The organism is Streptomyces sp. NPDC001744, from assembly GCF_042892575.1.
In the GTDB taxonomy this organism is placed as follows: Bacteria; Actinomycetota; Actinomycetes; order Streptomycetales; family Streptomycetaceae; genus Streptomyces.
The window spans coordinates 13,211-38,928 of sequence record NZ_JBIAUG010000004.1 but is presented as its reverse complement, the minus strand read 5'-3'; the positions used below and the strand labels follow the sequence as shown (position 1 = coordinate 38,928).

17 protein-coding genes, 2 tRNA genes, 1 pseudogene and 1 riboswitch are annotated in these 25,718 nt (G+C 74.8%); of the genes and pseudogenes, 14 read left to right on the top strand and 6 right to left on the bottom strand.

The features are described from left to right. From ACFYZY_RS06325 to ACFYZY_RS06310, 4 genes and pseudogenes are all read left to right on the top strand, one after another. A pseudogene (locus ACFYZY_RS06325) lies at positions 1–325 on the top strand (RNA helicase); the annotation flags it as partial. Positions 326–644: 319 nt separating this feature from the next. Then, complete coding sequence (locus tag ACFYZY_RS06320) at positions 645–2,846, top strand: FG-GAP repeat domain-containing protein (protein ID WP_388690040.1); 2,202 nt, start codon at positions 645–647, stop codon at positions 2,844–2,846. Positions 2,847–3,229: 383 nt separating this feature from the next. After that, positions 3,230–6,391, top strand: coding sequence for an FG-GAP-like repeat-containing protein (locus ACFYZY_RS06315; RefSeq protein WP_388690038.1), 3,162 nt, complete (start codon positions 3,230–3,232; stop codon positions 6,389–6,391). A 156-nt stretch (positions 6,392–6,547) separates the two neighbouring features. After that, positions 6,548–6,621 (top strand) — tRNA-Lys (locus ACFYZY_RS06310). 106 nt (positions 6,622–6,727) lie between these two features. Here ACFYZY_RS06310 and ACFYZY_RS06305 read toward each other — a convergent pair. Then, complete coding sequence (locus ACFYZY_RS06305; RefSeq protein WP_388690036.1) at positions 6,728–7,303, bottom strand: helix-turn-helix domain-containing protein; 576 nt, start codon at positions 7,301–7,303, stop codon at positions 6,728–6,730. A 117-nt stretch (positions 7,304–7,420) separates the two neighbouring features. Here ACFYZY_RS06305 and ACFYZY_RS06300 point away from each other — a divergent pair, with 117 nt between their 5' ends. The 5 genes from ACFYZY_RS06300 (at position 7,421) to ACFYZY_RS06280 (ending at position 12,251) form a co-directional block, all read left to right on the top strand. Further along, positions 7,421–8,257: an EamA family transporter gene (locus ACFYZY_RS06300; protein WP_388690035.1), complete on the top strand. Its 837-nt coding sequence runs from the start codon at positions 7,421–7,423 to the stop codon at positions 8,255–8,257. A gap of 28 nt (positions 8,258–8,285) precedes the next feature. Continuing rightward, entirely contained in the window at positions 8,286–8,933 is a 648-nt protein-coding gene (locus ACFYZY_RS06295; RefSeq protein ID WP_388690034.1) for an FMN-binding negative transcriptional regulator, read from the top strand. 99 nt (positions 8,934–9,032) lie between these two features. Then, positions 9,033–9,740 (top strand): B3/4 domain-containing protein, encoded by a 708-nt coding sequence (locus tag ACFYZY_RS06290; RefSeq protein WP_388690033.1) that lies wholly within the window; start codon positions 9,033–9,035, stop codon positions 9,738–9,740. Between the two features lie 442 nt (positions 9,741–10,182). Next, positions 10,183–11,529, top strand: a complete 1,347-nt coding sequence (locus tag ACFYZY_RS06285) for a diacylglycerol/lipid kinase family protein (RefSeq protein ID WP_388690031.1) — start codon at positions 10,183–10,185, stop codon at positions 11,527–11,529. 74 nt (positions 11,530–11,603) lie between these two features. Beyond that, the gene (locus ACFYZY_RS06280; protein ID WP_388690029.1) at positions 11,604–12,251 is read left to right on the top strand and encodes a phosphatase PAP2 family protein; all 648 of its coding nucleotides are present in this window, start codon (positions 11,604–11,606) and stop codon (positions 12,249–12,251) included. A gap of 70 nt (positions 12,252–12,321) precedes the next feature. Here the strand turns inward: ACFYZY_RS06280 and ACFYZY_RS06275 are convergent, their stop codons facing one another. After that, a complete protein-coding gene (locus ACFYZY_RS06275; RefSeq protein ID WP_388690028.1) occupies positions 12,322–13,245 on the bottom strand; it encodes a sigma-70 family RNA polymerase sigma factor in 924 nt (307 codons plus the stop codon). A gap of 456 nt (positions 13,246–13,701) precedes the next feature. Between ACFYZY_RS06275 and ACFYZY_RS06270 the strand changes: the two genes are divergently transcribed. The 4 genes from ACFYZY_RS06270 to ACFYZY_RS06255 all read left to right on the top strand — a co-directional run bounded on the left by ACFYZY_RS06270 (position 13,702) and on the right by ACFYZY_RS06255 (position 17,594). After that, positions 13,702–13,775: transfer RNA gene (locus ACFYZY_RS06270), tRNA-Met, on the top strand. Between the two features lie 118 nt (positions 13,776–13,893). Beyond that, entirely contained in the window at positions 13,894–14,634 is a 741-nt protein-coding gene (locus ACFYZY_RS06265; protein WP_388690026.1) for a TipAS antibiotic-recognition domain-containing protein, read from the top strand. Between the two features lie 197 nt (positions 14,635–14,831). Beyond that, positions 14,832–16,100: a PP2C family protein-serine/threonine phosphatase gene (locus ACFYZY_RS06260; RefSeq protein ID WP_388690024.1), complete on the top strand. Its 1,269-nt coding sequence runs from the start codon at positions 14,832–14,834 to the stop codon at positions 16,098–16,100. A gap of 212 nt (positions 16,101–16,312) precedes the next feature. Continuing rightward, a riboswitch (cyclic di-AMP (ydaO/yuaA leader) is annotated at positions 16,313–16,458 on the top strand. Between the two features lie 11 nt (positions 16,459–16,469). Further along, on the top strand, positions 16,470–17,594 hold the full coding sequence (locus tag ACFYZY_RS06255; RefSeq protein WP_388690022.1) for a M23 family metallopeptidase: 1,125 nt from the start codon (positions 16,470–16,472) through the stop codon (positions 17,592–17,594). Positions 17,595–17,647: 53 nt separating this feature from the next. Here ACFYZY_RS06255 and ACFYZY_RS06250 read toward each other — a convergent pair whose 3' ends face one another. The 4 genes from ACFYZY_RS06250 to ACFYZY_RS06235 all read right to left on the bottom strand — a co-directional run bounded on the left by ACFYZY_RS06250 (position 17,648) and on the right by ACFYZY_RS06235 (position 22,785). Beyond that, positions 17,648–19,006, bottom strand: a complete 1,359-nt coding sequence (locus tag ACFYZY_RS06250) for a PrsW family intramembrane metalloprotease (protein ID WP_388690020.1) — start codon at positions 19,004–19,006, stop codon at positions 17,648–17,650. A 148-nt stretch (positions 19,007–19,154) separates the two neighbouring features. Then, complete coding sequence (trmB, locus tag ACFYZY_RS06245; protein ID WP_388690606.1) at positions 19,155–19,874, bottom strand: tRNA (guanosine(46)-N7)-methyltransferase TrmB; 720 nt, start codon at positions 19,872–19,874, stop codon at positions 19,155–19,157. 159 nt (positions 19,875–20,033) lie between these two features. Continuing rightward, positions 20,034–21,218: an L-2-hydroxyglutarate oxidase gene (gene lhgO / locus ACFYZY_RS06240; protein ID WP_388690018.1), complete on the bottom strand. Its 1,185-nt coding sequence runs from the start codon at positions 21,216–21,218 to the stop codon at positions 20,034–20,036. Between the two features lie 124 nt (positions 21,219–21,342). Further along, positions 21,343–22,785, bottom strand: a complete 1,443-nt coding sequence (locus ACFYZY_RS06235) for an MFS transporter (RefSeq protein WP_388690016.1) — start codon at positions 22,783–22,785, stop codon at positions 21,343–21,345. A gap of 580 nt (positions 22,786–23,365) precedes the next feature. On the opposite strand from ACFYZY_RS06235, the gene ACFYZY_RS06230 reads away from it, so the two are divergent. Continuing rightward, complete coding sequence (locus ACFYZY_RS06230; protein ID WP_388690603.1) at positions 23,366–25,606, top strand: asparagine synthase-related protein; 2,241 nt, start codon at positions 23,366–23,368, stop codon at positions 25,604–25,606. The last annotated feature ends 112 nt before the right edge of the window (positions 25,607–25,718 follow it).

Genomic DNA, 25,718 nt, shown 5'->3' with positions numbered 1-25,718 from the left:
TCGTCCCTTCGAGCGTCGTGACAACGACCGTCCGTCCGGTGGCTTCCGTCGTGACGACCGTCCCTCGGGTGGTTTCAACCGTGACGGCGACCGCGGTGGCCGTCCCTTCGAGCGCCGTGACGACCGTCCCTCCGGCGGTCACCGGGGCAGCGACCGTCCGTTCAACCGCGACCGCCGTGACGACCGTCCGGCCGGCGGCTTCCGCTCGGGCGGCGACCGCCCGTACGGCCGCCGCGACGACCACCGCGGCACCGGCTCGACCGGTTCGACCGGTGGCTCCTTCGGCCGCCGCGACGACAAGCCGCGCTGGAAGCGCAACGGCTGACCTCGCGCAACCTCGCGCAGAGGTACACGCGGGATCCTGGGACAGGGCCCGTACGGCACTCCGGTGCCGTACGGGCCCTGTCCCTTTGCGCGGGACGGGCCCTGTCCCTTTGCGCGGGACGGGTCCTGTCCCTCCGGGCGGGGCGGGCCGGTCTCTTTGAACGTGTTCGAAAGCCTCTTCCTTCCGTCCGCCGGGGCTGTTAGCCTCGCCCTACTTGCACGGGGGGTTCGGCAAGGACGGGGCACGCGACCGAGCGTCGCCGACTGCGGCACGGGGTGCCGCGTCCCCTCCGTGCGCCCATCTCATGCATGGAGACGACGTGAACCACCACGTTCGGCCCCGGAGGGCCACCCTTCGCCGCGTACTCGGCGCCGCGCTGATACCCGTCGTCGGCGTCGGCGTCGCGGCGACCGCCGCCCCCTCCGCCTTCGCCGTCCCGGCCGTTCGCGCCGCCGCCCTCACCACCCCCGACCCGTGGGCGGAGTCCACGGCGCTGTCGGACGGTACGGCGGACGAGGGCGTGCTCGACCTCGTGACCGCGAAGGACGGTGCGGTCGTCGCCCTCGCCTACCGGGTAGGCGCCGACCGCAAGACGCACGAGCTGAGGGCCCTGGTGCGCCCGGCGGGCAGCACGGCCTGGGGGACGCCGCAGCTCCTCGCCACGACGCCCACATACCCCCAGGACACCAGGCTGACCGTTTCCGCGGACGGCGCCGTCGTCGCGACGTGGTCCGGAGGCACCGCGTGGGTGGTGGGCGACACGTTCCGGATGGCCGTGCTCGAGGCCGGCGCCACGACCTGGTCCGCCGTGACCGACGTCCCGGCCCCGGGCTCCCACGGCATCAAGGTCGCCGGCTCCCCCTCCGGCAGGCTGGTCGCGGTCTGGGTGAAGTCGGCGGGACGCACGAGTGCCGTGTACACGTCGGTCCGTCCGGCCCCCGGCCAGGCGTGGTCGGACCCGGTCCGGCTGAGCGAGGACCTGCCGGGCATCGAGCTGGTGTACCAGGCGGAGCTGGTCGTCTCGGAGCAGGGCGCCGCGACCGTGGCCTTCGACCAGTACGGCGCCCTGAAGGGCGAGGTGAAGGTCGCCGAACTGCCCGCGGACGGCACGGCCTGGACCACGCCGGTCACCGTCTCCCAGCCGGATCTCCACGCGAGAGTCCCGTCCCTCGCGCTCGGCAAGGACGGGCGTGCCGTGCTGGTCTGGGCGAACCAGGCCGCCCCCGACAGCTCGGAGACGACCCAGGTGTTCGCCCAGCGCCCGGCCGGAAGCACGGTCTGGAGCGCCGAGGAGCCGGCCGGAGGCTTCGAAGCCGGAACCTGGCGGCAGGTCGTCGTCGGACCCGAGGGCGACGTCACCCTGCTCAGCGTCACGTACGGGGAAAGCGACGGGTTCGCCGCCCGGACCGTCACCCGGTCCGCCGCGACCGGGGCCTGGTCCCCCGTGAAGGCCCTCTCCACGGGTTACGTCCCGGACGACCAGTTCGACCTGGCGGTCGGCCCGGACGGCGGTGTCCACGCGATCTGGACGCAGAACATCGGCGACAACCGGAAGGTGATGGCGTCCTCCCGGGTGAACGGCGCCTGGTCCGACGCTCCGACGCCGCTGAGCACCAACACCGAGGGGTACGCCCTCGGCCAGGTGACCGCCGACGCGGCCGGGCGGCCCGTCGCCGTGTGGCAGCAGACGGCCGGGGAACTCGACCAGATGCGCGCGGCGACCACCGCGCCCGCCCCCGTCGTTCCCCCGAAGCCGCTGCCCGCCTGGCGCGACGTCAGCGGTGACGGCAGGGGCGACCTGCTCGCCCTCGCCCCGGACGGGACACTGACCGTGCGGACCGGCACCGACACCGGCGCGCTCGGCACGGGCGCCTCGGCGGCGGGCTGGCCGGTGACCTCCACGGTGGTGCCGTTCGGGGACCTGTCGGGCGACCGCTGCAACGACCTCCTGGTGAGGGACGCCGCCGGCTTCCTCACCCGGTACGACGGCGGCTGCGGCAAGGCGTTCGCGCCGAGCGGGGCGCGGCTGGTGATCGGCGGCGGCTGGAACGCCTACGACAGCCTCACCGCGCCGGGCGACCTGACGGGTGACGGCCGGACGGACCTCCTCGCGCGCACGCCGGCCGGCGAGCTGTACCTGTACGCGGACGACGGCGCGGGCAAGTTCGCGCCGCGCGTGCGGATCGGCGTCAGCTGGCAGGTGTACAACACGGTCGTCGGCGTCGGCGACCTGAACGGGGACAAGGCCGGCGACCTGATCGCCCGGGACACGGCCGGCGTGCTGTGGCGCTACTACGGCACGGGCAAGGGAACGCTGTCGGCCCGGGTGCAGATCGGCGTCAGCTGGCAGGTCTACGACACGCTCGCGGGCGTCGGCGACTTCACCGGCGACGGCAAGGCGGACCTGGTGGCCCGCGACGCGGCCGGCGTGCTGTGGCGGTACGAGGGCACCGGTACGGGCGCCTTCGCCGGCCGGGTGCGGATGGGCGACGGCTGGCAGGTGTACAAGACGCTGTCCTGACGTCCGAGGCCGAGGCCGGGGCCGGGGCCGGGGCGGACGGCCGGAGCCGGGAGCGAAGACCGGGGACGGGACGGACGTCCCGAGACGGGATCGACGTCCGGAACCGGGGCGGGAACCGGCCCCCGGGGCCGGGTGCGGGGCGGGAACCGTCCGTACCCGGCCCCGGCTCCCGTTCCGTACCGTTCCCGTCCCCGTTCCCGTTCCCGCTTCCGGCCCGGCGGCACCACCGCCCCCGTTCCCGTACCGCCCCCCGATTCGCACCTCCGTACGACCGGATACGCTCAGCCGGTTGACGGGGGCGGGAGCGCGGGCCGGGGGCCCGGCGGACACCCGGCTCCGCACCACGTACCACGCACATCACACTGCCCCGGGGAGGGACCTCTTTGCCTCGTTCCGCACGCGCGCGACACACCCGTGCGCGTATCGCCGTCCTCGCCACCGCGCTCCTCGCGTCCGGCGCGGCCCTCCATCCCGTCACGACCGCGCGGGCGGCGACCGCGACGGACGCCGACCGGATGGACGTCGCGCCCAACTGGCGGGCCGTGCCCCGGCAGGTGGCCGTCGCCGCGGTCGGCCCCACGGGCTACGCGCACGAGACGGAGGACCCCCACCAGTCGTACGGCGGGAAACTGGAGTGGACGGACTTCGCCGACCCCGCGAAGAGCTTCTCCCTGGGGTACGACAAGGGAGCCCTGCCCTTCGCGCAGTCGGGCACCGGCGGGCGCTACCTGTACGTCCGGCCCGGCGTCGGCCTTCACGCCCTGCACGACCTGGAGACCGGTACCGAGCGGCCGTTCGTGGTGCCGCAGGGCGCGGCTTACATCGGGCTGTTCGGCGAGACGCTGCTCTTCCGGGAGGGCCCCTCCGCGACGGACCCGGACCGGCCGGTCGGGTACTACCTGACGCGCGCCGACGACCCGGACGGGGCCCGCGCGCCCGTCACGGGCTGGCCCGAGCAGGCCGACCTGGACCAGGCGCGGATCACGGCCGGTGACGCCTCCACGGCCGTGTTCCAGTTCGCCCGCTTCCCCGAGTCGGTCGGCTACGGCTACTCGGACCTCGGCCTCGTCGACCTGCGCACCGGCCGGACGACAGTGATCCAAACGCCCGTCGCGCACGCCCTCGAACCGGTCGGGCCCGTGACCCTGAGCCCCGAACGGCTCGCCTGGGTGGACCGGAACCGCACGGTGCACCTGCGGGACCGCTCCGACCCGACCGGCGCCGAGCGGACCTTCCCGCTCCCCGAGGGCCTGGGCACCGAGCGCATCGGTCTCGTGGGCGACTGGGTCCTCGCCCTGGGCGACTTCTCCGGCACGGGCTCCGTCCTGCGGCGGAAGCTCGTCGCGCTGCACCCCGACGGGCGCGCGCAGCACCTCCTGGACATGGCCGAGGAGGAGCTGAACCAGATACCCGGCGGCGGCGTGGCCGTCGTCGGCGGCTCCTCGTCCGCCGACTGGGCGCTCCTCAAGGTGCTCCCGGGCAAGGGCGACGGCGCCCCGGTCCTGGAGAAGCTGCGCCGGATCGAACCGCTGCCGGCCACCGTCGACTCGCTGGCCCTGGGCGGGGGCCACCTCTCCACCCTGGAGACGAACACCTCCAAGGGCCTCGGCCTGTACGGGCGGACGCTGCCGGTCGGCCCCGTGCGCACCGGATCCCCGGAGCCCGTGTGGGCCGGTGCCGAGCGGGGCCACCTGGGGAACGACCCCACCCCGCTCTTCGCCACCGGCGACGGCCGCACGGTCTACGTGGCGGGAGGCGCCGACGCCCGGAAGGAGGTCGTCGCCCGCGCCTCCTCCGGCCGGGAGGTCCGCATCCCCACCAGGAAGTCCGAGGGCCGGATCGCCGACGCCTTCGGCCGCTGGGCCGTCTTCCACGAGGGCCGTACGAGCGCCCCCGGCCAGATCACGTCCGGCGCGACGCTCGTCCTCGACCTGGACGCCGGGACCACCGTCGTCACCAGGACCTCCCAGACGGCGGCCGCCCTGTGGGGCGACACCCTGTACGAGGCCACGGCCGTTCCCGGCGAGGTCGTCCGTACCGACCTGGCCACCGGCAAGGCGCTCGCCAAGGTCGCCACCGGCGCCGAATGCCGGGCGACGGAACTCCAGGTGACCGGCCACTGGCTGTACTGGGCCTGCTCCCAGTTCCTCCAGCAGGGCGTGGTCGACCTGAACACGGGCGTGCCGATCAAGCTGGACAAGGGCCCCCTCTCGGGTCCCCTGCTCGGCGACGGCTACCTCGTGCAGCAGAGCACCTCGTACGGGTCCAACCTCGACCTCGTCGACTTCCACACGGGCACGGCGGCCCCGGCCCGCCCGCTCCCCGGCTCCTCCCAGGTCGTGTCGGGCGACAGCCGCCGCACGTCCTGGACGGTGGACCGCTTCGGCGGCGGCGTCGCGTACAAGGACCCCGACCACCTCACCCACGTGGTGTGGCCGGGCGTGCCCACCTCCGCCCTCACCGCCGCCTCGGCGAGCGCGCCGGCGGCGATGCGTCCGCAGGACGGCTGGAAGGCGTCCTGGACGCTCTCCAGGCCGGCGGCGATCTGGCGGCTCACGATCCGCGAGCGGTACAGCGGCGCGACGGTCCGCGAGTTCGGGGCCGACGAGACCCGGAACCGGATTGACGTGGCCTGGGACGGACGGACGGCGGCGGGCAGGACCGTGGCCAACGGCACGTACGTCTGGGAACTGACGGCGGGCGCGGCGGACGGCCAGGGCCGGGACCTGACGGCCTCGGGAACGATCACGGCCACCGGTGGTGCGCCCGCGTGGCGGGACCTGGCCGGGAACGACGGCTTCGGCGACCTGCTGGTGTCGGACGCGGCGGGCCTGGTGTCGATGTACCGGGGCAACGGGACCGGCGGCCTGTCGGCGCGGATCGCCGGCACGGGCACCGCGTTCCCCGCCACGACCGTCCTGGTGCCGTACGACGACGTGGACGACGACAGGTGCGCGGACGTGCTCGCCCGGGTGGGCGACCGGCTGCGGGCGTACCGGCCGGGTTGCGGCAAGGTCGTCTCCGCCTCCTCGCCGTACACGGAGATCGGCGTGGGCTGGGGGCAGTACGACGTCCTGACCTCGCCGGGAGACCTGGACGGCGACGGACGCACGGACCTGCTGGCGCGTCAGGCGTCGACGGGGGACGTGTACTTCTACGGGGGCACGGCCGACCACCGGTTGAAGGCCCGCGTGCGGATCGGGACCAACTGGAAGCTGTACGCGAAGCTGGTGGGCGCCGGTGACCTGAACGGCGACGGGCGGGGCGACCTGCTCGGCGTGGACGCCTCGGGCGTGCTGTGGCAGTACCACGGCACGGCGGCCGGCGGCGTGACGGCCCGGACGCAGGTCGGTGGCGGCTGGGGCGTCTACTCGGCTCTGGCCGGGACCGGCGACCTGAACGGCGACGGCCGCGCGGACCTGGTCGCCCGCGACACCACGGGCAAGCTCTACGCCTACTACTCCACCGGCTCCGCCGCCACCCCCTACGGGGGCCGCGTCCTCATCGGCACCGGCGGCTGGAACACCTTCACGTCCCTCTTCTGACCCGCCTCCGGGGCCCGGTCCGTGCGATCGGGCCCCGGGACGGTGTCCGGGAGGGCCGGGGGCGTCGCGCGGAGGGGCGCGCGGCGCGACCGGTGTCGGATACCCGATCGGCTCCGGGGATCACTCGGGCTATGCTGCACGGGTGTGCTTGTCCACGGGCCGTTAGCTCAATTGGTCAGAGCAGCGGACTTTTAATCCGTTGGTTGTGGGTTCGAGTCCCACACGGCCTACCCGTCACCGGGTCAGGAAGCCTTTCCCGACCCGGTGCTCAGCGCCCCGCCCGGTTCCTGCCGGTCGGGGCGCTTCGTGTTGTCCGGTGTGCGCGCCCGGCACTTCCTAGGCGGGCCCGGGCGGCAGGTGGACGGTCATGATCAGGTGGCAGGTCCCGGTTCCCGCGCCGCGGTAGGTGTGGGAGGTGTCGCCGTCGAAGGCGGCCGTCTGGCCGGCCTCGACCGGGTGTTCCGTGCCGTCGACCACGAGCACCATCCGTCCGGCGGTGACGCTGACGGTCTCGGTCACGCCCGTCTGGTGGGGATGGCTGGGGTACTCCTCGCCGGGTTCCAGCTTCCAGCGCCAGACCTCGGTGGCCGCCGGTCCGCCGGTGGTCAGCATGAGCCGGGCCTCGCTGCCGTGCTCGCCCTTCCACAGGGGCATGACGGATTCGGCGCCCACCACCCGGACGCGTTCCTCGGACCGGCCCTCCATCAGGGTGGAGACGGAGACGCCGAGGGTGTCGGCGAGGCGGACCAGGGTGGCGAAGTTCGGGTTGCCCTGGGCCTTCTCCAGTCCGACCAGGGCGCCCTTGCTGACCTTGGCGCGGCGGCCGAGTTCGTCCAGGGACAGCCCGGCCCGGTGGCGGGCGGCCCTGACGTTGTGCGCGAGCGTCCGCAGGGCGGCCTCGGTCTCGGTCATCGCTTCGTCCCTCCAGGCGGTGGATCAGCGCATTGCACCACTCGGTCGTTCGGTTGACGAGACCCGGTCGATGCGTTGTACGGTGTGGTCGTTCCATTGATAGTAAGGGATGTACCCGTGATCGCTCTGCTGCTGGCCCTGGGCAGCTCCCTGGCCTACGGATGCGCCGACTTCCTCGGCGGTCTCGGCGCCCGCAGGGCCCACGTCCTGCGCACCGTGATGATCGCCGCTCCGGCCTCGCTCACCGTGGAACTGCTGCTGTGGCCCTTCCTCGGTGCCTCGTTCGACCCGGCCACCCTCGGGTGGGGCGCCGCGTCCGGCGTCGCCTCCGCCGCGGCGTTCGCCCTGCTCTACCGCACGCTCGCGATCGGCCCCATGAACGTCCTCTCCCCCGTCACCGCGCTGGTCTCGGCGGTGCTGCCGGTCGGCGTCGGGCTGCTGCAGGGCGAACACCTGGGGCCGGCCGGGCTGATCGGCCTGCCGCTGGCGCTGGCGGCGGTGGTGCTGGTCAGCGCCGGGCACGGGGCGAAGTCGGTCCGTCCGTCGCGCACCGCGCTGCTGCTGGCCCTCGGCGCCGGGGCCGCCATCGCCCTGCAGCTGGTCTTCCTGCACCAGGCGCCGTCCGACAGCGGCGTCGGGCCGCTGATCGTCGGCCGCGCCGTCTCCTCCGCGGTCACCCTGGCCGCGGCCGGCCTGATGTACCGCAGGCTCGGTTCCGAGAAGCCCGCGTACGCCCTGTCGGCGACGGCGGGAGTGCTGGACTCGGTGGCCAACCTGCTCTTCCTGCTCGCCGCCCGCGGCGGCGACCTGGCCGTCGTCGCCGTGATCACCGCCCTGTACCCGGCCGGCACCGTCCTGCTCGCCCGCGGCGTCCTCGCCGAACGGGTCCACCGGGGCCAGCTGGTCGGCCTGGGCGCCGCCGCCGTCGCCGTCAGCCTCCTCGCCCTCGCCTGACCCCGTACCGCCCCGGAAGGACCTCCGCATGTTCATCCAGCCCTGGGACGCCGCCCTGGACGACGCCGAGTGGCAGGCGTGGATCGCCGACGGCCACGACTTCGGCGTCCTCGGCGTCAACGGCCCGTCCGGAGGCGCGCCCGTCGTCGTGCCCACCCACTTCACCGTCGAGGGCACCGGTCTGCTGATCCACCTCGCCCGGCCGAACCCCGTCTGGAAGGCGATCGAGGCCGCCCCCGACGTCACCTTCACCGTCATCGGCGACTACGCCTTCGTCCCCGGGCCCTGGCGCGCAGCGCCCGGCACCCCGGCCACCGACGGCGTCCCCACCAGCTACTACGCGGCCGTCCAGTTCACCTGCCGGGCCACGATCGTCGACGACCCCGAGGCCAAGGCCGAACTGCTGCGCCGCCAGATGGCCCACTTCCAGCCCGAGGGCGACCACGCCCCCGTCGAGGCCGGCCGGCCCCCCTACGGGCGGATGTTGTCCGGCATCCGCGGCCTGCGCCTGGACGTCACCGAGGTACGGGCGAAGTTCAAGTACGACGACCACAAGCCGGTCGGGCAGCGCGCCGACACCGCCCGCCGGCTCACCGAACGCGGCACCGGCCCCGACGCGGACGCCGCGGCCCAGCAACTGCGCCGCCTGGACCGCGTCGGCCCCTGGAAAGCCTGACCCCGCCGCCCCGCCGCCCCGCCGCCCCGCCGCCCCGCCGCACCGCCAGCCCGCCGCCCGGCCCGCTGCCCCGCCCACCTCCCGGAACGGACCCTTCCGATGACCGTCTTCCACCTCACCCCCGCCGTCGCCGAAGCCTTCCCCGGCACCCTCGCCGCCGTCGTCACCGCCACCGGCCTGCGCGGCCGCGAACCGTGGCCCGCCACCGCCGTCGCCCTGGAAGACCTGGAACGACAGCTCGCCGACGGCACCTGGCAGCCCGCCGACGAGACCGACCCGCGCGTCGAGGCGTGGCACACCGCCTACCGCTCCTTCGGCACCAACCCCCGCCGCGTCCGGCCCAGCGTCGACGCCCTCGGCCGCCGCCTCACGAAGAAGGGCACCCTGCCCCGGATCAACCCGGCCGTCGACTCCTACAACGCCGTCTCCGTCCGGCACGGACTGCCCGCCGGGGCCTTCGACCTCGGCCACGTCGCCGGTGACGTCGAGATCCGCCGCGCCGAAGGCACCGAGAGCTTCACCCCGCTCGGCGAGCCCGACGTCACGGAGACCCCCGGGCCCGGCGAGATCGTCTACACCGACGACGACGGCGTGCTGACCCGCCACTGGAACCACCGCGACGCCCACCGCACCCGCGTCACCGAGGACTCCACCCACGTCGCCTTCATCCTCGAAACCCTCCACGCCGCCCGCGACGGGCACCTCGTCGAGACCGCCGCCGCCGAACTGCGGGACCTGCTCGCAGAACACTCCGACGCGGTCACCGTCCACCACCTCGACCCGGCCCACCCGCGGGTCTCCGTCTGAACCACCCCCTCGTGTGGGTACGCGCGCGCGTACGGGGGCCGTTCGCGCGTGTACGGGGCGGGCTCCCGGACGAGAACGGCACCCGCCGCCCTTTCCGGCGTCCGGGACGGGGCCGGAAACCGGACGGTGCCGCCGGGGCGGACGGACCCGCCGGTGGCGGGGCGGACGGAGCCGCCTTCTCCGGCGGCCTCGGGGATCTCCCGGGGTTTCGTCTCCCCGGACTCAGGGTTCCGCGCCGCGGGGTTTCAGGGTTTTCCGGGTGGTTTCCGCTGCGTGGGGTAGGCAGGCCGCGGGGTACGGAAGGAGAGACGGCCCGGCCACCGGGAGGTCATCACTCCCGGGAGAGCCTTTTCCCGTGGACCCCCGCCCCCGAACGGCCTGGTCGGAGCGCGGGCCGGAAGGGCGTGGGGAAAGGTGGGAACGGAATGCGGAGGTGGGGTCGGTGACGGTGAGCGGTTCCGGTGATCCGGTGGGAGCGGCCCGCTGGCTGGCGCGCTGCGCGCTGCTCGCGGCGCTGGCGGCGGTCGTGGTCCTGCTGACGGCGCTGGGCGGCGGCGGAGTGCTGATCCTGGTGGCCGGACTGGCGGGCCTCGCCCTGTCGGCCGTGGGCGTCTGGTGGTTCCTGGCCCATCGGGGACCGCTGCGGCTGCTCGGCGCGCTGCTCGCGGTGGCCGCGCCCGTCACGGTCCTCACGCTGTACGTCGTGGGGGGCGTCTGGGTGAACGCCCTCGTGGCCCTCGCCCTCTGGGGCGCGGCCCTGTCCTGCGCCCGGTCCGCCCTGCGCCGTCCGGGGGTGGACGGGACCCGGCCGATGCGGGGCGCGCCGGCGGCCCGGCCCGCGAAGCCCGTCCTGATCATGAACCCGAAGTCCGGGGGCGGGAAGGTCGAGCGCTTCGGACTCGTCGAGCGCGCCGAGGAGCGGGGCGCCCGGGTGATCCTTCTCGACCCGTCCGAGGACACCGACGTCGCCGAACTCGCCCGGCGGGCCGTGGCCGAGGGCGCCGACCTCCTGGGCGTGGCCGGCGGCGACGGCACACAGGCGCTCGTCGCCGCCGTGGCCGCCGAGCACGACCTGCCGTTCCTCGTCGTCTCCGCGGGCACCCGCAACCACTTCGCCCTGGACCTCGGTCTCGACCGCGCCGACCCCTCGACCTGCCTGAACGCGCTGACCGACGGCGAGGAACTGCGGGTCGATCTCGGTACGGTCGCCGGCCGGCCCTTCGTCAACACCGTCTCCTTCGGGGTGTACGCGGACGTCGTCCAGCACCCCGAGTACCGCGACGCGAAGGCCGGCACCGCTCTGGACGCCCTTCCCGACCTGCTCCAGGGAGGTGAGGGCGACCGCGTCGACGCGACCGTCGACGGCACCCCGCTCGACGCGCAGCAGGCGCTCCTGGTCAGCAACAATCCGTACGCCACACCCGATCCGCTCAGCACCGCCCCCGCCCGCAGACCCCGGCTCGACGGGGGCGAACTCGGTGTGATCGGCATCCGGGTGGAGGGCGCGGTGCAGGCCGCCGAGCTGGCGGTACGGGGGACCCAGGCGGCCGGCCTGAACGTCCTGACGGCCCGCAGGGTCGAGGTCACCTGCGACAGCGGCGACGGCCCTCTCTCCGTCGCGGTCGACGGCGAGGCCCTGACCCTGCCCGCCCCGGTCGTCTGCACCCTCCGCCCGCGCGCCCTGCGGGTGCTCGTTCCCCGCGACCGGCCGGGCACCACACCCCCGAAACCGCCTCTGGACTGGCGACGCATCACCGAGCTGGCCTTCCACCGCTCTTCCGTCCACTGATCCCCGGCACCGGGCCCACCGGCACCCGATCTCCGACCACACTCCCCGACCACCGAGCCCCCGAGGAGCGGCGCATGACCGACGACACGACCACCGGGACCGCCCGTCCGAACGCCGGTACCGGCCACACGGCCGCCGGGACCGCCCAGGACATCCTGCGCGACCTCCGGGCCGTCGACGGTGCCGTGTACGCCGCCGTGGCCGCCACGCCCACGCCCACCCTCGACACGGCCCTCCGCCGGCTCTCCACGGCGGCCGACCACTCCAAGATCTCGCTCGCCATCGCGGCGGCGCTCGCCCTCTTCCCGGGCCGTCCGCGCCGGGCCGCGCTCGCCGGGATCGGTGCGGTCGCGGTGGCCTCGGCCACGGCGAACCTGCTGGGCAAACGGCTCGTCCGCAGGTCGCGACCGGACCGCGAGGCGGCCCGGGTGGTGGCGGGCCGACACGTCCCCATGCCCGACTCGGCCTCGTTCCCCTCGGGGCACACCGCGTCGGCGGTCGCCTTCGCCACCGCCACGGGGGTGGTGCTGCCCGCCGCCGCCGTGCCCCTCGGCGTCCTGGCGGCGACGGTGGGGTACTCCCGGGTCCACACCGGCGTGCACTACCCGGGCGACGTGGCGGCGGGCGCCGTCCTCGGCGTCGCCAGCGCCGCCGTCTCCCTGACGGCCGGCGCCTCCCTGGTCCGCCGCCGGGCGGACCTGCGGGCGGCCCTCGGGGCGTGACGGCTGCCGGACGGGCGGTTCGGGCGTCGGCCGCCGAGCCGGAACCCCCGGCCCCGCGGCGGAAGGCCCCCTACCTCGCTCGCGCCAGTTCCTCCTTCGTGAGGCCGAGGGCCGTGAGGCGTTCCGGGTCGGCCAGGATCTGGAGTTCGACGATCCGGTCGCCGGCGATCGTGAACGCCATGAGCGCGCTCGGGCGCCCGTCGGCCACCGACAGGAACGCCGGTGCGCCGTTGGCCACCAGGGGCAGCACCGCCTGCCGGAACCTCGCGTACATGACGGCCTGCGCGACGACGGCCCCGGCGCCCCGCACCACCTTGGAGACGCCCGCGAGGACCCGGCCGCCGTCCGCGCGCAGCACCACGTCCGGGTCGAGGACCGCGAGCAGGCCCTCGAAGTCGCCGCCGTGCGCGGCGGCGAGGAAGGCGTCCGCGATCTTCCGTTGCCGCCGTGCGTCCGGGGCCGGGGCCGGGGAGGCGTCCCGCACCCGCCGACGGGCGCGGCTGGCGAGCTGACGGGTGGCGGCCGGGGTGCGGCTCACGACCTCCGCTATCTCGTCGAAGGAGACGGCGAACATGTCGTGCAGGACGAACGCGACCCGTTCGGCCGGGGACAGGGCCTCCAGGACGACCAGGAGGGCGAGGCCGACGGAGTCGGCGAGTTCGGCCGCGTGCGCGGGATCGACGGCGGTGGTGGTGGCGGTGGCGCCGGGGGCGTCGACGACCCGGACCACGGGGTCGGGGACGTGGTGCTCCCACGGGGTCTCGCGGCGCGAGCGGCGTGAGCGCAGCATGTCCAGGCAGACGCGGCCGACGACCGTGGTCAGCCAGCCGCTCAGGTTCTCCACCTCGCCGACGTCGGTGCGGCTGAGCTTGATCCAGGCGTCCTGGACGGCGTCCTCGGCCTCGCTCACGGAACCCAGTACGCGGTACGCCACCGCCCGCAGCCGGCCGCGTTCCTCCTCGAAGCGCCGGGCCAGAAGGTCGTTGTCCTCCACGGTCGGTCTCCCCCTTCGTCTCCCGTCGTGCCGTACGACGGGCCGGACCCCGCTCGTCGGCGGCGGGACGGGCCGCGGGTTCCGGTACGCGCGATCCCGGTGCGTGAGATCCCCGGCGATCGGCGGGAACCGGCGGGATTCCCCGGCCACGGGTCCCGAACGCCGTGGTTCCGGGGAGCGGGAGGGTGCTCTCCGTTCCCCGGATGATCACCATGACGACGGCGAGGGGCCGGGTCAACCCCGTCCTCCGCACCCCGCCGGCCCTGGTTTCGCGGTGGTCGTCACGTGCTCCGATGCGTACGGAGCGAGACCCGCGAGCCTTCTGGCGACACCAGTCGGCATCTGACGGCACCTGCCGGCACCGGCGACCGCGGCTGCCGATGGGGGCGGCCGGGCGCCCCGGCGACAACCGATTTCATGATTGCCCCGGTCATGCCGTAGAGTCGTGTTTACCGACGCGGGGTGGAGCAGCTCGGTAGCTCGCTGGGCTCATAACCCAGAGGTCGCAGGTTCAAATCCTGTCCCCGCTACTCAGTAGCAACGAAGGCCCGAATCCTTGAGGATTCGGGCCTTCGTCGTGTCGGCACGCGGTCGCGCGTTCCGCTTCCGCTTGACCTTGACGTTGCGTCAAGATCTAGCGTTCTCGGCATGGAGTGGTCGATCCAGGAGATCGCCAAGAAGGCCGGCACCACCAGCCGCACCCTCAGGTACTACGGAGAGTGCGGGCTGCTGGAACCGAGCCGGATCGGCGCGAACGGTTACCGGTACTACGACCAGGCGGCGCTCGTGCGGCTGCAGCGGATTCTGCTGCTGCGCGAGCTGGGGCTCTCGCTGCCCGCCATCGCCGAGGTCCTCGAGGGACAGCGGGACACGTCCGCCGCCCTGCGCGCCCACCTCGCCCTTCTGGAGCAGGAGCGCGAGCGCCTCGCCCGGCAGATCGCGTCGGTGCGGACCACCCTCCGCAAGACCGAGAACGGAGAAGAGCTCATGGCCGAAGAAGTGTTCGACGGTTTCGATCACACGCGGTACGAGGAGGAGGTCACCCGGCGCTGGGGCCGGGAGGCGTACGAGAGCGGCGACCGCTGGTGGCGCTCGCTCGACGCCGAGGGGAAGCGGGCGTTCATGGACGAGCAGGCCGCCATCGCCCGCGACTTCGGGAAGGCGGCGCGGGAGGGCCTGGCGGCCGGCAGCGACGAGGTGCAGGCCGTCGTGCGGCGCCAGATCGCCTGGCTGTCGGCCACGACGACGCCGACCAGGGAGTACGTGATCGGCCTCGGCCGGATGTACGTCGACGACCCCCGTTTCGCGGAGAACTACGACAAGCACGGCGAGGGCACCGCCGTGCTCGTCCGGGACGCGATGGAGATCTACGCCGAACGGAACATGTAGTTCTGGCCGGACGGCCCGTACCGGACGGCCCGTACGGGTCGCCCCCGGACCCCCGGCCGATCCCGTACCCCGCTTCCCATGCCAGTGTCCCGGTACGCCACTCGGCCGTACGGGAGTCGCCGTTCCCCGGCGTGGCGGCCACCCTGGGAGGGCGCGGTGCGGGGCCGCGGGCGGTCGGACCGGGCAGGAGAGTTCAGGTGGGGCACCCCCTAGGATCGGCGGACCGCGGGCGGCGGGACGCCGAGGGCCGTACCCGGCGGGGCGCCGGAGGGAGCGCCGCGCCCGGTCGTTCCCGGCGGGCCGGCGGGGGCGTACCCGCGTACGGCGGTGCCCGGTGGTTCATCCGCCTGCTGCCGCCGCTGATCATCGCGGGCGGTATCGCCTTCGACCTGGCGACCCCCGCCCCGTACACCGCCTCCCCGATGCTCGCCGCCGCCCCGCTGGTCGCCGCACCCTTCTTCTCCCTGCTCACGACCCTTCTCACCGGGATTACCGCCGTCCTGGCCTCGGTCGGGCTCTACCTCGGCAACGACGACGTGACCCGTGCCCCGGCCGTCGCCGAGACCCTGACCGTGTTCACCGTCTCCGGGCTCGCCCTCTTCATCAACCGGGTGGTGCGCCGCAGCGGCGAACGGCTCGCGTCGGCCCGGGTCATCGCGGAGAACGCGCAGAAGGCGGTGCTGCCGACGCCCCCCGAGCGGATCGGCGGGCTCTGGTGCGCCGCCCGCTACGAGGCGGCGCAGGCGGACGCGTTCGTCGGTGGCGACCTCTTCGCCGTACAGGACACCCCCTACGGGGTGCGGCTGGTGGTCGGGGACGTGCGGGGCAAGGGGATGGAGGCGGTCGAGGCCGTCGCCGTCGTCATCGGGGCCTTCCGGGAGGCGGCCGAGCAGGAGCGGTCCCTGGAGGACGTGGCGCAGCGGCTCGAACGGGCGCTGACCCGGGAGGGCACCCGGCGGGAGGGCCTGGACGCCTTCGAGGGATTCACCACCGCCGTCCTCGCCGAGATTCCGCGCGCCGACGGCAACGGAGCCTTCGACGGTTTCGTACGGGTCGTCAACCGGGGGCACCCGCCCCCGCTGGTGCTGCACGGGGACGGCCGGGTCGAACCGGTGGAACCGGGCCGGCCGGCGCTGCCGCTCGGCATGGGGGACCTGGCGTCGTGGCCGGACCGGGCCGAGGCGCGCCCCTACCCGCCGGGCACGACGCTGCTCTTCTACACCGACGGCCTCTCGGAGGCGCGGAACGCGGCCGGGGCCTTCTACGACCCGGTGGCACGGCTGGCCGGACGGATCTTCCCGGGGCCCGAGGAACTCCTCGACGCGCTCGTGGACGACGTACGCCTCCACACGGGCGGCGGGGCGACGGATGACATGGCCCTGCTCGCGCTGAGCCGGCCCGAGGAGGGGCGGCGGGAGCGGCGACGGACGATGCAGGTGCTGCACCGGGACGGTCACCATCCGTAGTCGAGAGGTGTCCCTGGGATAACGATTGACAAAACGTCAGATCGCGAAGGGTTTGGGGGTCTCGCGTCGCGCCGTGATAAAGGGGGGTCAAGTCGGGGCAGTTCCTGCCAATTCAATGAACGATCAAGGGGAACGGCTTGGAAACGGGACCCCCTGTCTATTAACGTTCGATAACGCAGCGCGGTCGTCCCCGCCGTCGCAAGAGACGGCACCGTGCGCGTGCGCCGAATCCCGCAAGGGAACCGGGGAACCACCATTTGGGGTGAATCGAGCCCGTCGCACCCGTGCGGCGCGCCCGTAGGAGACCTTCCTGCTCCGAACCCGTCAGCTAACCCGGTAGGCGAGAAGGAAGGAAAGGAGTGCGCCTCCGTGGCGTCCAACCCCCCTGCCCCCGAAGCCCCCTTCGACGCCTTCGGTGGTGGTGCGGCTCCCTCCGCCCCTGACACCGAGTGGAACCCCACCGAGGATTCCCTCCGCGACCGGAGCCGTTCCGGCCGGCACCGGGTCGTCAAACAGCGCTCCCACTTCGCCCGTTCCTCCACCGTCCTCGGCGTCGGCGTCATCGCGGCCGTCGGCGCGGGCGGCCTCGCCACCGCGCAGGACAAGCCCCCGGTGGCCATCTCGCTCCCGGACCTCCCGGACCTCGACCTGCCGGACGCCCACGACCTGCCCGGCATCGGCTCCCTCCTGTCCGAGGAGGAGCGGGAGGCGGTCGCCGAGGACCGCGTCAACCCGAACCCGCTGACCTCCACCGCGTACACCACCGGTGCCGACGGGCGGACCGGCGGGGCCGGGCAGGTCACGCGGGCCTCCCTGAAGGCCGACGTCCCGAGCGCCACCGACGCGGGTGAGGCCCTGCGCACCCGCATCCTCCAGCAGGCCGAGCAGCAGCAGGCGTCCGCCGACGCGGCCGAGAGGGCCGCGGCGGAGAAGGCGGCGGCCGAGAAGGCCGCGGCGGAGGCGAAGGCCAAGGCGGACGCGGCGGAGAAGGAGGCCGCCGAGGCGCGGGCGAAGGCCGAGGCGGAGGCCAAGGCGAAGGCGGAGGCCGCCGCCAGGGCGAAGGCCGAGGCCGAGCGCCTCGCCGAACTCGCCGCGAGCTACTCGCTCCCCCTCTCCTCGTACTCCATCACCGCCACCTACATGCAGTCCGGTTCGATGTGGTCCTCCGGCCACCACACGGGCCTCGACTTCGCGGCCTCCGCCGGCACCCCGCTCAAGGCGGTGCACGGCGCCACGGTGAAGTCGGCCGCCTGGTCCGGTTCCTACGGCTACCGGATCGTCCTGGAGCTGGAGGACGGCACCGAGGTCTGGTACTGCCACCTCTCGTCCATGACGGTCGGCGCGGGTCAGACCGTGTCCACCGGCGAGACCATCGGCCGCGTCGGCGCCACCGGCAACGTCTCCGGCGCCCACCTCCACCTGGAGGTGCACCCCGGCGGTGGCGACGGCGTCGACCCGGGCGCGTGGCTGCGCTCGAAGGGCCTCACGGTCTGAGGACCCGGGGGCCCGGGGACCCGGGCCCCGTCGGGCCCGGAGTTCCCGGCGGACTACCTCCGGTACGGGTTGTAGTCGCCGTAGTCCAGGTACTGCGGCGGCGCCCACACCCGTCCCGTCGCCCGGGCCGCGTACGTCAGCGCGGGCGAGGCGATCGCGCGGCGCTGCCACAGGTGGTGCAGCAGTTCCCGCTCGCGGGCCGCGAAGTCGGGCCCGGCCGTGCCGCGCCGGGCCCGGTCGCGCAGGAACGCGAGGGTCGTCGCGAAGGACTCGTACTCGCCGACGGCCCGGGCGGCCCGCTCGCCGTACGTCCGGGCGGCGACGGCACGGGCCGCCCGGCGGGCCCGCATCGAGGAGAGCGCGAGCGGCTCGGCGGGGGAGAGCCAGCCGGCCGCCGCGTACGCCGGCAGCTCCCCGGCTATCGTCCGCAGCTCCCGCTGCCTGCTCCACACCGCGAGCCAGGTCAGCAGCCCGAAGGCGGGCATCATGAACGCTCCGTAGACCGCGAGGAAGGCCAGGGGGCCTCCGAAGGTGACCGAGCCGTTCCAGGCGGCGTGCATGCCCATGGCGAGCAGCAGCCCGGCCAGGGGCAGCAGGACGCGGCGGAGCCGCCTGCCGCGCGGGGCGAGCGCGGCGAATCCGAAACCGAGGCCGGTGAACACGGTGAACAGCGGGTGCGCGAACGGCGACATCACGGCCCGTGCGAAGAAGGTGCCGACGGTCATGGCGCCGATGCCGGGGGTGCCGAACTCCTGGTCCTCCCCGAAGGCGTTGCCGAGGTAGAGGATGTTCTCGGTGAAGGCGAAGCCGGTCGCGGTGAAGCCGGCGATCACCACGCCGTCGACGAGACCGTGGAAGTTCCGGCGGCGGAAGAGGAAGAGCAGCAGGACCGCGGCGGCCTTCGCGCTCTCCTCCACCACGGGCGCGACGACCGTGGCGCCGAGGCTGTGCGCCGAGTCCGGGTCGGCGGTGGTCGCGGCGATCCAGCGGACCGCGAAGGAGTTCGCCAGGATCGCGGCGAGGGCGGCGGCGAAGGCGCCCCAGGCGAACGCGAAGAGCAGGTTCTTCCAGGGGAGGGGCTCGACCCGGTCGAGCCAGCGGAACGCCGCCGCGAGGAGCGGTACGGGAAGCACGGCGAGGGCCAGGCCGACGAGGAAGCCCCGCGTCCCCGTCTGCTCGCGGACCAGCGCCAGGATGGCCAGCGCGCAGACCAGGAGGACGGCGACCAGGGCGACCGCCCGGACCATGCGGCTGCGCCAGAAGGCCCGGTGGGGGCGGTAGCGCCACTGGGAACGGTCGGCGGCGCCGGGGAAGGCCGGGTCCCCGGTGCCCCGGTGGGGGACGGGAGAGGCTCCGGTTCCGGGCGCGGCGCCGGCTTCGGTTCCGGTTTCGGCGGGGACGGGGTTCGACACGTGAGCGACCCTAACGACCGGCACGGACAGAGGGCGAAGGAGTTGTCAGGTCCGCCCCCGGCCCGTCCCCGGTCCGTTCCCCGGTACGACCCCGGTCCGTTCCCCGGTACGACCCCGGCCCGTCCGCCGGCCCGGCGTCCTTCCCGGGTCACTTCCTCCGGAAGAGGAGGTCGTGCACGACGTGTCCCTTGTCGAGTCCCTGGCCCTCGAAGCGGGTGAGGGGCCGGAAGTCGGGACGGGGCGCGTAACCGCCGTCGGCCTGCGTGTTCTCGAAGTCGGGGTGCGCGGAGAGCACGTCCAGCATCTGCTCGGCGTACGGCTCCCAGTCGGTGGCGCAGTGCAGCACGCCGCCGGGCTTGAGCCGGGTCGCGAGGAGGCTCAGGAACTCCGGCTGGATCAGGCGCCGCTTGTGGTGGCGGGCCTTGGGCCACGGGTCGGGGAAGTAGACCCGGCAGCCGTCGAGGGAGTCGGCGGCGAGCATCTCGCGCAGCAGGATGATCGCGTCGCCGTTGGCGACCCGGACGTTGGTGAGACCGTTGCGGTCGGCGAGCCCGAGCAGATTGCCCTGGCCGGGGGTGTGCACGTCCACGGCGAGGATGCCGGTGCCGGGGTCGGCCGCCGCCATCCGCGCGGTCGCCTCGCCCATCCCGAACCCGATCTCCAGGACGACCGGCAGGCCGCCGAACATCTCGTCCAGGTCCAGGACCCGCCGGCCGTCGATGTCGAGCCCCCAGTCGGGCCACCGCTTCAGCATCGCCTCGGCCTGCCCGGCGGTCACCCGGCTGCGACGCGGCTGGAAGCTCCGGATGCGCCGCTCGTGGTGCGACCCGGCGGGATCGGGCAGGGGCCCCTCGCCGGGGGCGAACATCCGGCTTCCGCGCCGCGCCGCGGGCTGGGCGGGACCGGTTGCGGGACGCGGGCTGTTCTCGGACTCAGGCTGCTCAGACACAATGCGGACGATTCTACGGGGCCGGGGCGGGACCCGCGGGTCGCGCGGGCAGGTGCCCGTCGCGGCGGGGACCGGGCCCTACAGGAGGGCCAGCGCCCGCCCCGCCACCTCGCGCCCGATCGGGAGCGAGGCCGTCGCCGCGGGGGAGGGCGCGTTCAGGACGTGGACCGTCCGCGCCGCCTCCCGGACGAGGAAGTCGTCGACGAGCGTCCCGTCCCGCAGCACCGCCTGCGCCCGCACCCCCGGCGCGGCCCGCCGCAGGTCGGACTCCCGCACCTCCGGAAGGAGCCGCCGCACCGCCTCCGTGAAGGCCCGCTTCGAGAGCGAGCGGCGCAGTTCGCCCGCCCCGTACCGCCAGTGCCTCCGGGCGATCGCCCGGGAACCGGGCCAGGCCAGGGTGGCGGCCAGCTCGCGCGGCCGGACGACGGACCAGCCGTACCCCTCGCGGGCGAGGGCCGGCACCGCGTTCGGCCCGATGTGGACCCCGCCGTCGATTCCCCGTGTCAGGTGCACCCCGAGGAACGGGAACGCCGGGTCCGGCACCGGATAGACCAGTCCCCGCACCAGCGACGGATCGGCCAGTTCGTAGTACTCCCCCCGGAAGGGGACGATCCGCATGCCCGGGTCGTCGCCCGCGAGCCGCGCGATCCGGTCGCAGTGCAGCCCCGCGCAGTTCACCAGGACCCGTGCCCGCACCACCCGCCCGTCCGCCGTCCGCACGGCGACGCCCCAGGGTCTCCGGTCGATCACGGCGGCCTCCGCGCCGTACAGGATCCGCGCCCCGGACGCCTCGGCGAGCCGCGCCGCCACCGCTCCGTAGTCGCAGATCCCGGTCGTGCCGACGTGGATCGCGGCGAGGCCCCGCACCCGCGGCTCGTACGCGCTGATCTGCGCGGGGCCCAGCTCCCGCACCGGGATGCCGTTCTCCCGGCCGCGCTGCACGAGCGCGTGCAGCCGGGGCAGCTCCTCGCGCGCGGTGGCGACGACGAGCTTCCCCGTCACCTCGTACGGAATGCCCCACTCCGCGCAGAATTTGATCATCTCGGCGGCGCCCTCGGCCGCGAACCGCGCCTTGAGCGACCCCGGCCGGTAGTAGATCCCGCTGTGGATCACCCCGCTGTTGCGCCCGGTCTGGTGGCGGGCGAGGCCGTGCTCCTTCTCCAGGACCGCGACCCGGGTGCCGGGGGCGGCGCGCGTCAGCGCGTACGCCGTCGACAGACCGACGATCCCCCCGCCGATCACCAGCACGTCACAGTCGAACACCGGTCCCACCTCCCACCCCCGATACTGCACTGACCCACTGACAGCGCCGCGAAACCTCGCCCGGACGCGCAAGACGCGGATCACGGCGGGACACGGGCCGCTCAGGGGTCGGCGGGCGGGCGCGTCACACCGGGGCGGCGAGCAGCGGACGGGCCCGCTCCCGCAGCTCCGCGACGCGCGGCTCGTCCCCGTACGGCTCCAGCCGGTGCAGCAGGTCCCGTACGTACTCCGTCGTCCGCGCCGACGAGATCCGCCCCGCCACCTCCACCGCGCGCGTACCGGCCGCGCACGCCGCGTCCAGGTTCCCGGACTCCAGTTCGGCCACGGCGGAGACGACGAGCCGCAGCCCGTGCGAGCGGACGAACTCCTCGGTCGGCCGGGACAGCGCCTGCTCCGTGAAGCGGCGCACCTCGCGGGGCATCCTCAGGTCGCGGTAGCACTCGGCGGCGTCGGCGCAGAACCGGTCGTACGAGTAGAAGCCCAGCCAGGTCGGATCGGCGTCGCCCTTCCGGGAGCGCTCCAGCCAGCCCTCGGCGGACTTGAGCGCGGCCGCGGCGGCGGCCCCGTCCCCGGCCTTGGCGTGCGCGCGCGCCTCGACCAGCCGGAAGAAGGACATGGTGCGGGCGGTCGCGAGTCCCCGGTTGCGTTCGAGGGCGGCCTGGGCGAGGTCCACGCCCTCGTCGGCGAAGCCCCGGTAGGTGGCCTGGAGCGACATGGACGCCAGGACGTAGCCGCCGAGGGGCACGTCGGCGGCGGCGCGGGCGAGCCGCAGCGCCTGGATGTAGTAGCGCTGGGCGGCCTCCTGCTGCCCGGTGTCGAAGGCCATCCAGCCGGCGAGCCGGGTGAGTTCGGCGGTCGCCCCGAACAGGGCCCGGCCGACCTCGTCCGAGTACGAGCCGAGCAGCAGCGGGGCCGCGTCCACGCGTAAGCACTCGGGGACCATGGACGAGCGCCAGTCCCCGCCGCCGTACTTGGAGTCCCAGCGGCGCGCGTCCTCGGCGGCCTCGCGGAGTTTGGCGACGTCGCTGTGGCCCACGCGCGCGTGCTCGGTCACGGGCGCGGCGGGGGAGCCGCCCGCCGGGCGCGGGACCTCGCGCTCCACCGACGGGTCGGCGGGGGTTATCAGCCAGCGGGACGCGGGCGTGGCGTAGGCGCTCACCGCGAACGAACCCGCGAGCGACTGCCAGATGCCGCCCCCGCCGGCCCGCCGGCCCGCGAGGTCGAGCCGGTACAGGTCGGTCGCGGAGCGGACCGCCTCGCCCACGTCGCGCGGGAAGGCGAGCCCCACCTCGGGCGCCGGATCGGCGTCGGCGAGCCCGATCTCGTGCAGCGGCACGGGCCGGCCGAGCTTCTGCCCGATCGCGGCGGCGATCAGGTGCGGGGCGGCGCCCTGCGGCACCATGCCCTTGGACACCCACCGGGCGACCGAGGTCTTGTCGTAACGAAGCGTCAGGCCCCGTTGCGCGCCGAGGTCGTTGACGCGCCGGGCGAGCCCGGCGTTGCTGATTCCCGCGAGGGCGAGAACCGTGCCGAGCTTTTCGTTCGGCCCGCGTTGCTCCCTGGACATGACGCCACCCCTCGACAGCACAGACGGCTGCCACGACGCCGGGCATAGGCGTGCGGCATTCGTAAACACAGGGTAGTTCGCCGCATCCCTACCGTTAAGGGGCGGTGTTCCGTATGGCGAGATTGTTGTGTGATCGGTCGATGAACCGGACGGACCGGCCCGTACGTGCTCCGCGCGTGTGGCCGTGCGCCCGGCCGTGCGCTCTCGTCCCGGAGGCCGGGGAGGGCTTCCATCGGTACCGCGTGGGTCGGCCCGTTCGACCGGGGCCGGAGTCCCGGACCAGTGGGCCGGGGGACATCGCCGCCCCATTCCCCGCGGGCGGCGGACGGCACCGGGGGGCGGAACCGCCTCCCGGCCTGCCGTGGTTCCGTACGGACGGATCGCCCCCGCCGGGGCGCCATCGGCGGCCGAACGCCGTTCAAACCTCCTTGGGGCGGTCGATATTTGGCCGAATGTCACCGGTGTCCACCTGGCTCATGCCAGGGGCGCATTCGGCTTTCGCGCCCGTGCCCCCGCACCCCGCCCCGTGCGCCGTTGTCGTGGCAGCATGTCTCCCACCGAAACGGACGTGGAGGCGCCGATGCGATGGCTGGTGGGCTGGAGCAGTGCCGCCGCGGGCTTCGCACCGTCCGGGAGGGCGCGGACCGGAGCGGGGAACGGCCCGCACGGCCCGTACGACTCCTACCGCCCGTACGAAGCGCACCGCCCGTACGACGCACACGGCCCCTACGACCCGGCGGACACGGCCCACGGGTACGGCTCCGGCCACGACCGCCCGGCGGCCGAGGGGCGCACGGTGCAACCGGTGGGCGCACAACCCCTCTGGGGCGGTCCCGACCCGCTCTGGGCGGTCGGCGACTGGCGCCCCGACGAAGTGCGCGTCGTGTCCGTGGACGACCACACCCGCCTCGCCGTCCTCGGCTGCTGCGCCGCCGGCGACGAGGAGCTGCGCCTCGGCCTCCTCACCGCGCGCGGCGGCGCCCTGCGCCACCTCACGGCCTGGCCGGGAAGCTACACCGCCGTCGTCAAGGCGGGCCGCCGCATCACCGTCACGGGTGATCTCGCGGGCGCCCGGCCGGTGTTCCACACCCCCTGGCAGGGCGGTACCGCGTACGCCACCGCCGCCCTCCCCCTCGCCGACCTGGTCGAGGCCCAGCTCGACATCGGTCACCTGGCCGCCCTGCTCGCCTGCCCCGAGACCCCGGAGGCGCTGCGCGACTCCACCCCGTACGAAGGGGTCCGGCGGGTCCCGCCCGGCCACGCGCTGATCCTGCGGGAGGGCTCGCGCGAGATCACCGGATACGAACAGGTCGCCTCGCTCGCGGTCGCTACCCCCGAGTCCGACCCCCGGCAGGCCGTCGAAGGCGTCAGGGACGCCCTGGTCGAAGCCGTACGGGCACGGCTCACCGCCCCCCGGCACGCCCCCGAGGCCCCGCCGCCCGACCCGGGCCCGGTCCCCGGCATGGGGCCCGCCGACCGGCGCGCCGCCCGGGGCGCGGGCCCGGCGCCCGGCATCGGCGCCGACCTGTCCGGCGGCAGCGCCTCGGGCACGCTCGCCCTCCTGGCGGCCGGTCTCCCGGGGGTCCCGGGCACGATCACCGGCCACGGCGCGGGTGCGGGGGAGCGGCTGCTCGCCGTCACCTTCAACGACCTGGCGAACCGGACCGGCGCCGGCCGCGAGGACGAGCTGGAGCGGGCCCGGGAGCTGGCCGCCGACCCGCGCCTGCACCACGTGGTCGTCGCGGCAGGCGAGGAGGCGCTCCCGTACGCCTCCCTCGACGGACCGCTCACCGACGAACCGGGGCCCGCCCTCGTCACGGCCGAACGCCACCGGCGGCGGCTCGCGGGCGGCAGCGCCGACCACTTCACCGGCATGGGCGCCCGGCAGGTCCTGGACGCGCACCCGGCGCGCCTCGCCGACCTCCTGATGGACCGCAGGCGACGCTCCCTGGTCCGCCCCGTCACCGCGCTCGCCAAGGCGTCGGGGCCGTCGGCGGGCGCGCTCCTGGTGCCGCTGACCGTGTACCGGGCGGCCCGGAAGCTGGCCCGCACCCCGTACCGGGCCGGTCTGGAGGCGGCGGCCAAGCGGGTCCTGGAGGCCAACCGCACGGCCCCGGACGGCTTCGGCCCCCTGGAGGCGTCCCTCTCCGCGCTCGCCTGGTCGCGGCCGGGGCCCGCCGCGCGGTGGCTGACGGGAGAGGCGCTGGCCGAAGTATCGGTTCGCCTGACCAGGGCGGCGACCCTCCCCGCCTCCGTCCAGCGCCCCGGCGAGGCACGCGCGCGTGCCGCCCTCGCCCGCGCCGCCGCCGACCACCGGGTCCTGGAACAGGCCGCCGAGATCCGGGGCCAGCGACTGCACGCCCCCTTCCTCGACAACCAGGTCGTACGGGCCTGCCGCGTCCTCCCCGAATCGCTGCGGGTCCAGCCCGACGCCCGCGCGGGCGTCCTGCGCACGGTCCTGTCCGGCGCCGGCGTCCACGACCTGCCGCCGGGCTGGGGCGCCCCCCACCCGGCCGTCCCGGCCGCCGCCGTCCGCGCGGGCCTGCGCGCCGCGCTCCCCCGGCTCCTCGCCCTCTTCGACGCGCCACTGCTCGCGGACGCGGGCCTGATCGAGGCCCGCGTCGTCCGCGAGGCCCTCCGCGCCGCCGCCGACGGCGAGCCCGTCCCCCTCGACGGCCTCGCCGACCTCGTCTCCACCGAACTCTGGCTCCGCCGCCTCCTCGCCCGCCGCGGCTCCTGCTGGACCAGCACCGCGGAACCCCGGGCCCACCGCGCGGTCCAGGGCCCGCTGGTCCCGGCGTCGCGGTCGCTGCCGGCGTGAGCCGTCGCGGGTCGCCTCCCGGCGGAACACGCACGGCACGCTCGTTCGAGTGAACGTGCTCCGGTCTCCGCCGCGCTGCCCGGCCTAGGCTGGGAGCGTCGCACCGAGCGAG

Excerpts from the sequence above, each read along its gene's own strand:
- ACFYZY_RS06305 (WP_388690036.1), bottom strand. The coding sequence starts at position 7,303 with ATGACCGAGACCGAGGCCGCCCTGCGGACGCTCGCGCACAACGTCAGG.
- ACFYZY_RS06295 (WP_388690034.1), top strand. The coding sequence starts at position 8,286 with ATGTTCATCCAGCCCTGGGACGCCGCCCTGGACGACGCCGAGTGGCAG.
- ACFYZY_RS06290 (WP_388690033.1), top strand. The coding sequence starts at position 9,033 with ATGACCGTCTTCCACCTCACCCCCGCCGTCGCCGAAGCCTTCCCCGGC.
- ACFYZY_RS06280 (WP_388690029.1), top strand. The coding sequence starts at position 11,604 with ATGACCGACGACACGACCACCGGGACCGCCCGTCCGAACGCCGGTACC.
- ACFYZY_RS06265 (WP_388690026.1), top strand. The coding sequence starts at position 13,894 with ATGGAGTGGTCGATCCAGGAGATCGCCAAGAAGGCCGGCACCACCAGC.
- trmB (WP_388690606.1), bottom strand. The coding sequence starts at position 19,874 with ATGTTCGCCCCCGGCGAGGGGCCCCTGCCCGATCCCGCCGGGTCGCAC.
- ACFYZY_RS06235 (WP_388690016.1), bottom strand. The coding sequence starts at position 22,785 with ATGTCCAGGGAGCAACGCGGGCCGAACGAAAAGCTCGGCACGGTTCTC.
- ACFYZY_RS06230 (WP_388690603.1), top strand. The coding sequence starts at position 23,366 with ATGCGATGGCTGGTGGGCTGGAGCAGTGCCGCCGCGGGCTTCGCACCG.